At 69.1% G+C, this 230-nt stretch carries 1 protein-coding gene; it reads right to left on the reverse strand.

Going from position 1 to position 230, the window contains the following annotated elements:
• Positions 1-230 (reverse strand): PrpF domain-containing protein (locus SB764_RS45095; RefSeq protein WP_410867446.1); only part of this gene is annotated, 230 nt, incomplete at both ends.

The following is a 230-nucleotide window of genomic DNA, read 5'->3' on the forward strand; positions in this document are numbered from 1 at the left end:
GTTGCCGGTCCAGTCGACGAACGCCTTGTCGATCGCGACCTGCCCGAACAGATAGTCGACGTCGTGACCGGGCCGCGTGCTCTTCGACACGATCACCGTCTTGCTGGTGGACGACGTCGCGCCGCCCATCCCGTCGATCTGCTTGCCGTACGGATCGGGGCTGCCGATCACGCGCAGCAGCAGCGCGTCGCGCGCGGCGCCCGGCGTCTGCGCGGCATCCGGCAGATCCT

This window comes from Paraburkholderia sp. SIMBA_027, assembly GCF_046535315.1.
Taxonomy (GTDB): Bacteria; Pseudomonadota; Gammaproteobacteria; order Burkholderiales; family Burkholderiaceae; genus Paraburkholderia; species Paraburkholderia tropica.